Source organism: Kitasatospora sp. NPDC043950 (assembly GCF_056435345.1).
The window spans coordinates 63,162-73,562 of record NZ_JBWKER010000046.1 but is presented as its reverse complement, the minus strand read 5'-3'; the positions used below and the strand labels follow the sequence as shown (position 1 = coordinate 73,562).

At 73.1% G+C, this 10,401-nt stretch carries 8 protein-coding genes; 4 read left to right on the top strand and 4 right to left on the bottom strand.

Features of this window, described 5'->3' with window-relative positions:
* Positions 1–196 precede the first annotated feature (196 nt).
* From AC07BF_RS27695 to AC07BF_RS27685, 3 genes are all read left to right on the top strand, one after another.
* Positions 197–364, top strand: a complete 168-nt coding sequence (locus tag AC07BF_RS27695) for a hypothetical protein (protein WP_363587141.1) — start codon at positions 197–199, stop codon at positions 362–364.
* 149 nt (positions 365–513) lie between these two features.
* Complete coding sequence (locus AC07BF_RS27690; protein WP_478334066.1) at positions 514–2,061, top strand: Na+/H+ antiporter; 1,548 nt, start codon at positions 514–516, stop codon at positions 2,059–2,061.
* A gap of 110 nt (positions 2,062–2,171) precedes the next feature.
* Positions 2,172–2,873, top strand: coding sequence for a hypothetical protein (locus tag AC07BF_RS27685; protein WP_363587139.1), 702 nt, complete (start codon positions 2,172–2,174; stop codon positions 2,871–2,873).
* Positions 2,874–2,899: 26 nt separating this feature from the next.
* Here AC07BF_RS27685 and AC07BF_RS27680 read toward each other — a convergent pair whose 3' ends face one another.
* The 4 genes from AC07BF_RS27680 to AC07BF_RS27665 form a co-directional block, all read right to left on the bottom strand.
* Positions 2,900–3,271, bottom strand: a complete 372-nt coding sequence (locus AC07BF_RS27680; RefSeq protein WP_363587138.1) for a nuclear transport factor 2 family protein — start codon at positions 3,269–3,271, stop codon at positions 2,900–2,902.
* A gap of 55 nt (positions 3,272–3,326) precedes the next feature.
* Positions 3,327–6,803 carry a carboxylic acid reductase gene (car, locus tag AC07BF_RS27675; RefSeq protein ID WP_478334065.1) on the bottom strand — a complete coding sequence of 1,159 codons (3,477 nt, stop codon included), beginning with the start codon at positions 6,801–6,803 and terminating at the stop codon, positions 3,327–3,329.
* A gap of 107 nt (positions 6,804–6,910) precedes the next feature.
* Positions 6,911–8,107: a cytochrome P450 gene (locus AC07BF_RS27670; protein WP_363587136.1), complete on the bottom strand. Its 1,197-nt coding sequence runs from the start codon at positions 8,105–8,107 to the stop codon at positions 6,911–6,913.
* 30 nt (positions 8,108–8,137) lie between these two features.
* A complete protein-coding gene (locus AC07BF_RS27665) occupies positions 8,138–8,875 on the bottom strand; it encodes an oxidoreductase (RefSeq protein ID WP_478334064.1) in 738 nt (245 codons plus the stop codon).
* 393 nt (positions 8,876–9,268) lie between these two features.
* Here AC07BF_RS27665 and AC07BF_RS27660 point away from each other — a divergent pair, with 393 nt between their 5' ends.
* Positions 9,269–10,357 (top strand): NADH:flavin oxidoreductase, encoded by a 1,089-nt coding sequence (locus AC07BF_RS27660; RefSeq protein WP_400988611.1) that lies wholly within the window; start codon positions 9,269–9,271, stop codon positions 10,355–10,357.
* Positions 10,358–10,401: the final 44 nt, after the last annotated feature.

Genomic DNA, 10,401 nt, shown 5'->3' with positions numbered 1-10,401 from the left:
CCCCCCCCCCCCCCCCCCCCCCCCCCCCCCCCCCCCCCCCCCCCCCCCCCCCCCCCCCCCCCCCCCCCCCCCCCCCCCCCCCCCCCCCCCCCCAGGTCCGGGGCGCCAGCCCGGGGCACGCGTCCAAAAATACCGGGTGGGGTATCCTGAAAGGACTGGCCACCCCATCCGGGGGTGCGACGTGAGGAGCAGCGCGATGTGTCGACGAACCACCTGCCGGACGTGCGGCAAGGCAAGCTACGCGGGGTGCGGCATGCACGTCGACCAGGTACTCGCCGGGGTGCCCGAGTCCGGCCGCTGCGCCTGCGACCGGACGAAGCGCAAGAGCGGCGGTTTCCTGGCGAGGCTGCTCGGGCGCCGCTGAGGGGCACGACCTGCCGGGCACCCTGCCGTCCCGCGCAAACGACCCGATAAGATGATTGACGGTGTGCCGGGAAGTCTGGTCGGCTCGGGGGACGACCGCAGCGCTCGGGCGGCGGCGACCCCGATCGTCGTGATGGGTCGTTTCCGCAGATGCACGCCGTGGGGATCGTTCTGGTTCTGGTGGTTCTGGCCACGAGCGTGGCCACCTTCGCCCGGCGGTTGCGGGTGCCCGCGCCCTCCCTGCTGGTCCTGGTCGGCCTCGCGGTCGCGATGGTCCCGGGTGTGCCCGCGCTGCACGTACCGCCGCAGGCCATCGCCCTGGTGGTGCTCCCACCCCTGCTCTACTCCTCCGCCGAGGAACTGTCGTTGCGCGATCTGCGCACGGTGTGGCGCCCGGTGACGATCCTCTCCTTCGGCCTGGTCTTCGCCTCCGCCGCCGCCGTGGGCTTCGTCGCCGTCGCCGTCGCCGGGCTCCCGCCCGCGATGGCGTTCGTGCTGGGGGCCGTCCTGTCCAGCACCGACCCGGTGGCCGTCACCGCGCTCGGCCGCCGGCTGGCGCTGCCGGGGCGCGTCCAGGTGCTGGTGCAGGCCGAGAGCCTGTTCAACGACGCCACCTCGCTGGTGCTGTTCAAGGTCGCCGTCGGCGTCGCCGTGGCCGTGGGCGGCACGGTGGACCTGCCTGCGGCGGGCGGCGAGCTCCTGCTGCTCGGCGGGGGCGGCAGCCTGGTCGGCGCCGCCGTGGCCGGCCTGGTGTGGCTGATCCGGCGCCGCACCGCCGACCCCGTCCTGGAGACCGTGATAGCCCTGGTCACCCCGTACGCGGCGTACGTGCTCGCGGAGTCCGCGCACACCTCCGGGGTGACCTCGGTCGTGGTCGCCGGCGTCCTGCTCGGCCGCTCCGGCCACCGCCTCACCGACGCCCGCATCCGGCTCCAGCTGCACGCCGTCTCCGCGGTGGTGGTGTTCCTGCTGGAGAGCGTCGTGTTCAGCATCGTCGGCCTGCAACTGCCCGCCCTGGTCCGCGACCTGCCGGCCGGCACCGGCTGGTGGCCGCTCCAGGCGCTCGCGCTGGCGGCCGTGCTGATCGCCGTCCGGGTGCTGTGGACGCTGCCGCTGACCCGCGGGGTCAAGCCCGCCCGCGGCCGGCTGTCCTGGCGGGTCGCCGGGGTCGTCACCTGGGCCGGCACCCGGGGCGTCATGCCGCTGGCGGCGGCCCTGTCCATCCCGCTGCTCACCGCGGACGGCAACCGGATACCCGGGCGCCCGCTCGTCCTGGTGCTGACCACGGCGGTGGTCGTCCTCACCCTGGTCGTGCAGGGCCTGACCCTCGCCGCCGTGGTCCACCGTTCCGGGCTCGCCCTGGAGCCCGAGCACACCGCCCGCGAGGAGGACGACGCCCGCGACGCCCTCAACCGCGCCGCCCTCGACCACGTCGACCACCTCGCGGCGCTGGAGGTCATGCCCGACACCGCGATCGACCGGGTCCGGCGCGGCCTCGCCGCCCGCCTCGACCGCACCCCCGAGACCCCCGACGGCACCACCGCCGACGCCGCCTACCGTCAACTCCGGCACGAGGTCATCACCGTGCAGAACGCCCGGCTGCACCGCCTCTACGCGGAACACCTCATCAGCGACACCACCCTGCGCCGCCTCCAGCGCGACCTCGACCTGGAGCAGGCCGGACTCGGGCGGGTCTGACCGGCCCGACCCGGCCGGCCGTGACGGCTTGCGGCCCCGGTCTTCCGCACCTCCGCACCGCAGGTCAGACTGTCGCGAGCAGTCCGACGCAGCACCGAACGGGGGGCCACATGGCACAGGGCAGGAAGAAGCAGAAGAGACCACTGAGCGCGGCGGCCGCCGCCCAGCGGCCGAAGACCGCCAAGCGGAGACCCCGGAAGGACAACCCGCTCGCGCCCCGCACCATCCGCCGGGCGGCGGGCCTGGTCGCGGTGCTCGCCCCGCTGCTGCTCGTCGGCCTGATGGCGCTCGCCGTGGACCCGGACTATTCCGCCCTGTTCACGATCCTCGCCGTGCTGGTGCTCATCACCTCGCTGGGCGGGCTGATGGTGGTCCGGGCCGCCGGCTGGGTGCTCTGGCCCGGCGTCCTGCTGGGGGTCCTGCTGCTGGCCCTGCCACCCACCACCATCCGGGCGGAGGTGCTCGCGCACCGCGGGGAGCGGACCGAGGTCGTCGTCACCGAGGCCCACAGCTCGAAGGACCGCAGCGGCCGGACCAGCTGGTCCTGCGCGATCCGCCGCGCGGACGGGAAGCCGCTGCCGCACCCGGAGTTCCAGGGCTCGGGCTGCTCCGGGTCGTCCTCCGCCGGCACCACCACCACCGTCCTCGTCGACCCCGACGGCTGGGCCCCGCCGGCCGGCACCGACCTGGACCTCGCCTTCCTGCACGGCGGCGTCTACGCCCTGGGCGGCCTCAGCCTGCTCTGGGTCCTGCTCGTCACCGCCGCCGCCCGCCGCAGCCTCCGGGACTCCCGCGCCGCAGCGCCTGCCTGACGGTTCGGGTTCAGGAAGGCGGGCGGTCAGGCCGTGCCGGCCTTCGGCACGGTGTAGAGGCACTCCTCGATCCGGTCGATCAGGCCGCCCTCGAACCGGAAGTAGACGACGGTCGGGACCTCCTGGACGACCCCCTCGGCCGACAGCAGGTGGATGACGTGCTGCTGGAGCACCTCGTCCGGCTTCTCGAACTGGCGGAGGACCTCGAACCGCAGCGACTCGACACCGGCGGCGAAGGCCTTGAAGTGCACGAGCCGCTCGTCGATCGCCTGCTCGTCCTTGCCGTCGTTCTGCCACACGGTGGCCTTCTCGGTGCACAGCGCCCGGAAGCCGGCGAAGTCGTTCGCCTCCAGCAGCCGCAGACCCGAGATGACCGTCTCGCCGATGCTCTGTGCCATGCCGAACTCCTGTGTCCGTCGGGTCGAATGCGGGGATGGTGGTGCGGTGCTGCGGTCAGCGGGGAAGCAGGCCGAGGTGGCGCAGGTCGGTGACGTACTTGCCGACGAGGGCCGCCGACAGGTGCGGGATGTCCTGGTCGGCGCCGACCTTGGCGGCCCGCACGGCGGACCGGAACCCGGCGGCGGGGATCGCCGACCCGGGGACGCCTTCCCCGGGCCGCGCGAAGGCGTGCAGCAGGGGCAGCAGCGAGTGCTGGCGCTGCTTCTCCGGGAGGGCACGCAGCGCGGTGGTGATCCGGGCGAGCCAGTCGTCGTAGTCGTCGATCCGCCGGATCGGGTGGCCGGCCTCGATGAGCCAGTCGACGAAGGTGTCCAGGCAGACGCCGTCGTCGTGCGGGTTCAGCGCGTTGAAGGTCCGGTAGCCCTCGGTGGCCCGCGCGCCCAGCGCGGTGACGGCCTCGGCGGTGAAGTCGACCGGCAGGCCGTCGTAGTGGGCGCGCCCGCCGCCCCGGTAGAAGGAGCCCGGAGCGATGCCGGTGGCGAGCAGGCTGAGCAGCAGGCGGGTGAACACGTCGGGCACGTTCAGCTGCCCCCGGTACCTGCCGTGCGCGAGGATCATGTCCGAGCGCAGGGTGACGACCGGCAGTCCGCACAGGTCGTGGGCCTCGCGGAGCAGCACCTCGCCGGCCCATTTGCTGGTCGCGTACCCGTGCGCGTACCCGTCGTACCCGTACGCGTCGTCGTGCCCGTACTCGTGCTCGGATCCGTGCGCGGCGCCGCCGCCGGAGCCCCGGCCGAGGTGGCGCACCGGGCTGGTGGCGCGGATGTCGCCGTCCTCGTCGAGGGCCGCGGCCGCGGCGCCGGCCACCACGGCGACGGTGGACACGTAGGTGACGGGCTTGAGCCGGGTGGTGAGCGCCAGCCGGATCAGTTCGGCCGTGCCGACGACGTTGGGCCCGAACAGCTGGTCGTAGGGCAGCACGTGGTTGACCAGGGCGGCCGGGTGGACGATCAGGTCCACGGTGTCGGCCAGCCGCTGCCAGGTGTCCTCGGCCAGGCCCAGCCGCTGCTCGCCGATGTCGCCCGCCAGCACCTCCAACGTTCCGTCGGCCAACTCCCGGTACCGCCGGAGCAGTTCGGCGTCACCGCTGTCGAAGGCGGCCTCCAGCCGCTTCGCCGCGACGGCCGCGTCGGCGCCACGGACCACGCAGACCAGCCTGCCGCCCGCGGGCGCCAGCCGTTCCAGCCACTCCAGGCACAGGAAGCGGCCGAGGAAGCCGGTGGCCCCGGTGAGCAGCACGGTGCGGACGGCGCCGTCGGGGCGGGGCAGCGTCGGGGCGGCGGCGAGCGTCGCCGCGTCGAGGAACCTGTCCAGGGTGAGGTCGCCGGCGCGGGCCTCTACGGCGTGCTCGCCGTGGACGGAGGCGACGGTGGGCCGCGCGGCGCCGGTGCGGCGCCGCTCCTCGATGTAACCCGCCACCCGCGCAAGGTCGTTGGCCGGGCTGATCACCACCCCGACCGGGACCTCGACCCGGAAGATCTCCGTCATGAGGGCGGCGAAGGACAGCGCGGACAGCGAGTCCCCGCCCAGGTCGGTGAAGTGCGCGTCGGCGCTCAGCTCGGCGCCCGCGCAGCCCAGCAGCGCCTGGGCGGCCCGGCCGACCGTCTCCAGAACCGGCCGGTCCGGCCCGGCCCGGCGCAGGTCGCGCAGCCGGCGCTCCTGCCCATCGGCGAGTTCGGCGTAGAGCCGTTCCAGGGCCTCGCCGTAGCGCTCCCGGAGCCGGGGGCGCAGCGGTTTGTGGCTGTCGGCGAGCAGGCCGTTCGCGGCGCTGAAGGGTTCGGTCTCGATCAGGACGTCGCGCGGGATCTCGTAGGAGTTGAGCTCGGCCTCCTTGGCGATCCGCTGGAGCGACTCGATGAGCAGCGGTTTGAGCGACTCGGCGTCCCCGTCGGCCCTGGCCAGCGCGTCCGGGGCGGGGACGACCACGGCGAGCGGGTAGGCGCGCTCGCTGTTGCCGTACACGAAGATCTGCCGGATCAGCGGGCTGGCGACGAAGGCGGTCTCCAGGCGGGAGACGGCCACGAACTCGCCCTGGGAGAGCTTCAGGACGTCCTTGGTGCGGTCGACGTAGACGAGCCGGTCCGGCCCGATCTCGGCCATGATGTCGCCGGTCCGGTAGTAGCCGTCCGCGTCGAAGATCTCGGCGGTGAGTTCGGGCCGCTTGTAGTAGCCGGGGATGGCGGTGGCGGTCTTGAGCAGCAGTTCCCCGCGCGGGTGCGGCGAGTCGGTCCGGAAGTAGCCGAGTTCCGGGACGTCGACCAGCTTGTAGTCGATGACCGGCGGGCGCTGCACCACCGAGTCGAGCAGCACCCCGCCGGCCTCGGTGGAGCCGTAGCCGGTGTACAGGTGGAAGCCCAGGCAGGACTCGACGAAGGCCGCCACCTCGGCGGAGAGCGGGGCGGTGCCGCAGAAGGCCTTGGTGACGCGCCCGCCCAGGACGTTCTCCCGCAGGTCGGTCTTGACCGCCGTGTCGACGTCGCCGGGTTCGCCGGAGCGCCGGTCCAGTTCGCTGCGGTACCGCTGGAAGAGCAGGTCGCAGATGCGCGGGACCATGGTCAGCTCGGTGGGGCGGACCAGCGCGATGTCGTCGAGCAGGGTGGAAAGGTCGCTCCTGGCGGTGAAGTGGCCGACGCCGCCCCGGGAGAGCGAGCCCATCAGCGCCCAGTGGCCGGCGAGGTGACTCTGCGGCATGTAGTGGACGCTGACCGGGGGTGCGTCCTCCGCGCCGTAGCTGAAGCCGTTCCACGCGGTGCGGACCAGCCGCTGGGGGTAGACGGCCCCCTTCGGGGTGCCGGTGCTGCCGGAGGTGTAGATGAGCAGCGCCAACGGGTCGTCACCCGGGTCTGCGACGAACAGGGGCGCGGGCGGCAGTCCGGCTCCGGCCTCGACCACGGCGGCCAGCGGGTCGACGGCCACCGGGCGGCCGGCCCCGGCCAGGCGCCGCCGGGCGGATTCGAAGGCGTCGCGCTGCTCGGCGATGTCGGGGCGGTAGTCGAACACGATCACGCGCCGGATCGAGGGCGCCCCGAGGACGGCTTCGACGGCGGTGTCCAGCCGCTCGATGCTCGCCGCGAGGGCGCGCGGCTCGGTCTCCGCGACGATCGGCGCCAGCTGGGACAGCGGCGCGCTGGACTGCAACGGCACGACCACCACGCCGGCGTGGAGGCAGGCGAGATCGAGCGTGGCGTAGTCGGTGCTGGTGAAGCCCAGGATGCAGAGCCGGTCGCCGGCGCTCAGCGGGTGGTCCGGGTGGTGGTGCCACTCGGTGGCGACGGCGCGTACCCGGGCCCACAGTTCGCGGTAGCTGACGGTCTCGAAGCCGGGCAGCAGGCGCCCGGTCACGGGCTCCCGCGCGCGTTCGCCGAGGGCGGGCCGGTCGGCGTAGCCCTCCATGATGGCCGCCATGACCTCGGCGAGTCCCTTGCCCGGATCACGCACGGCCGCGGTGATCGCCTCCGGTGGTTCGGCCATGCTGAGTCCTCCCGTAGTGTCCGGGTGATGTCGAAGTGCGGGCTGGGGCCCGGCCGGAGCGACCGCCGACTCCCTGACGTCAGGCGGTCGCTCCGGCCGGCGGCGTCTCACCAGGCGACCGGCAGCGCGTCCGCTCCGCGGATGAGCCGTTCCGTCCGCCAGGTCACCTGGTCGGCCGGCACGGCGAGGTGCAGGCCGGGCAGGCGGCGCACCAGGGTGTCCAGCACGACGCGCAGTTCCATCCTGGCCAGGGCCGCGCCGAGGCAGTGGTGGATGCCGTGTCCGAAGGTGACGTGCGGGATGTTCTTCCGGCGGAAGTCGATCTCCTCGGGGCGGTCGAACACCTCCGGGTCCCGGTTGGCCAGGGAGAACTCGGTGACCACCGCGTCGCCGGCCCGGACGGTCTGCCCGCCCAGTTCGACGTCCTCGGTGGCGATCCGGGTGAAGCCGGCGGTGGCGCTGATCGGGATGATCCGGGAGAGTTCCTCGACCGCGTCGGGGATCAGGCCGGGATCGGCGACGAGCTCGTGCCACAGCTCGGGCCTGGTCAGCAGCGTGTAGACGAAGTTGCCGATCTGGTTGGCGGTGGCCTCCTGGCCGGCGGACAGCAGGCTGACCCCGAGGCTGACCAACTCCTCCTCGGTGAGCCGGTTCTCCTCGTCCTCCACGGCGACCAGTTCGCCGAGCAGGTCGCTGGTGGGCTCGACGCGGCGCTCGGCGACCAGGCCGGCGAGGTACTCGTTGAGGTGCCCGCGGTCCCGTGCGGAGCGGGCCGGGTCGGAGAGCATCAGCAGGCCGTCCACCCAGGCGTTGAACCGGTCGCGGTCCTCGACGGGCACGCCGAGCAGTTCGCAGATCATCGTGATCGGCAGCGGCCAGGTGAGCATCTGGGTCAGGTCGGCGGGCGAGCCCGTGGCGATCATGGTGTCGAGCAGGCCGTCGACGATCTGCTGGGCGCGCGGGCGCATCGCCTCGACCCGGCGCACGGTGAAGGGGTTGGCGACCCTGCGCCGCAGCCGGCTGTGCTCCGGCGGGTCCATGCTCAGCATCGAGGTGCGGGGCAGGCCGGCCGAGACGATGCGGGGCACGTCCTCGCCCGCGGCGGCGGCCCGGCTGAACCGGGGGTCGGCCAGCACCGTCCTGACGTCGGCGTGGCGGGTGACCAGCCAGGCGTCGCCGCCGTAGGGCAGGCTCACCCGCAGCACCGGCTGCTCGCCGCAGGCCTCGGCCAGCTTCGGGTCCACGTCGAGCTGCTCGGCCGGACCGAACGGATAGGCCCGCGGTCCCTCTTCTGTCGCGGTCATCGTGTCAGTCCTTCCAGTCCTGGCGGGCGGTCACAGGGACGCGCTCTTGCCGCCGTCGATGACGAGGTTGCTGCCGGTGATCCACGAGGCGCGCCGGGAGACCAGGAAGCCGACCGCCTCGGCGATGTCCTCGGTCTGGCCGATCCGCCCGAGCGGGACCTCGTCGGCCCAGTCCCCCTCCGATTCCATGCCGAGATAGTCGACGATCTTCTCGCGCGCCTCATCCGCCCCGGGAGTCATCACGTTTCCCGGGGAGATCGCGACGACCCGGATTCCGTCCGGCGCCAACTCGACCGCGAGGCCCCTGCTGTACACCTCCAGCGCGGATTTCGCGGCGGCGTAGTGCAGGATCATCGGGTAGGAGGAAATGGTCGCGATGGAGGAGAGGTGCACGATCACCCCGCCGCCGGCCGCGCGCATGGCCGGCACGAGTGCGGCATTGAGCCGGACGGCGGCCAGGAAATTGATGTCGACCGTGTACTGCCAGTCGTTCTCGATTTCCAGCGCGGTCTGGAAGGCCCGGCAGCCGCCCGCGTTGTTGACCACGATGTCCACCCCGCCGAGGGAGTCCAGCGCGGCGTCGGCGAACGCCCGCACCCCGGCCGGCGAGCTGAGGTCGGCCTGGATGAACTTGGCCGCGGACGGGGTGTGTTCGGTGGGGTTGCGGGCGGAGGTGACGACGGTGGCGCCCGCGTCGAGCAGGTGCTGCACGATCGCGGCGCCGATGCCCCGGCTGCCGCCGGTGACCACGGCCCGTTTGCCGTCCAAGTCGTGGGAAATCTGCGCGGTAAGGCGACTCTCGCTCACCCTGGGTTCCGCCACCTTTCGTTCCTGGGAAATTCCTTTCCGCGGCACTGGTCGGCAGGGGAATCAATTCTCCAGTTGCGACCCAGAAGGCGACGCGGAACCACCTGCACCACTATCCGTGATCTCCCGGACACGGTCAACATGATTGTGTCGATGCCGTGGATCGCCTGAGGCAATGCAGCACGGACAAGAGCACCCGCTGGACGCCGCGATCAACAGGGCCGATAATCGTGTGTTACCTATGTGCGGCCGACCACACCATTTTCCGCACGGCCCGGCGGCGATTCGCCGGAGCGGCGGAGAAGGCGCACACGGAATGTTCACACCATGAGTGCCGAGAACTCGGGAGAAAGCATGTCCAGCTTGGACGAGCCGTTCGTCGTGGGTGATCTGACGGTCCCCAACCGCATCGTGATGGCCCCGATGACCAGGATGCAGTCCCCCGGCGGCGTGCCGGGCGAGGAGGTCGCCGAGTACTACGCCCGCCGGGCGGCCCACCAGGTCGGACTGATCATCACCGAGGGCACCTACGTCGACCGCGCCGCCGCCCGCGCGTACGACCACGTGCCCCACTTCCACGGCGAACAGGCGCTGGCCGGCTGGGCGCGCGTGGTGCGGCGGGTGCACGAGGCCGGCGGCCGGATCATCCCGCAGCTGTGGCACACCGGGGTCGTGCGCACCGGGACGGAGCCGCCCGCCGAAGGCCCGTCCGGGATCGGCCTGGACGGCGTCCCGGCCGGGCGGGCCATGACCCAGCGGGACGTCGACGACACGGTGGCCGCCTTCGCCGAGGCCGCGGCGACCGCCGAGCGACTCGGGTTCGACGGCGTCGAACTGCACGGCGCGCACGGCTACCTGATCGACGACTTCCTGTGGAGCGGCACCAACCGGCGCACCGACCGCTACGGCGGCGACCCGGCCTCCCGCGCCCGCTTCGGCGCCGAGATCGTGCAGGCCGTCCGCGCGGTCGTCAGCCCGGGCTTCCCGGTCTTCTTCCGGTTCTCCCAGTGGAAGGTCGGCAACTACGGGGCCCGCATCGCGCAGAGCCCGGCCGAGCTGGAGCAGCTGCTGACCCCGCTGGCCGACGCCGGGGTCGACGCGTTCCACGGCTCCACCCGGCGCTACTGGCAGCCCGAGTTCGACGGCAGCGACCTCAACCTGGCCGGCTGGGCGCGCAAGCTCACCGGCAAGGCCGCCGTGACGGTCGGCTCGGTCGGCCTGGACCAGCAGTACGGCGAGGGCGAGTTCGCCCAGGGCTACACCAGCCGGGCCGGCGTGACCGGCATCGACGAACTGCTGGCCCGCCTCAAGCGCGACGAGTTCGACCTCGTCGCCGTCGGCCGCACCCTGCTCGCCAATCCGGACTGGGCCGCCAGGGCGCTGCGCGGCGACCTCTCCCGGACCGTCCCGTACGACCCGGCGGTGCTCACCAGCCTGGCCTGACAGGGCCGTTCGACGAACGGGCGCCCGGAAGCCGGGCCGCGACC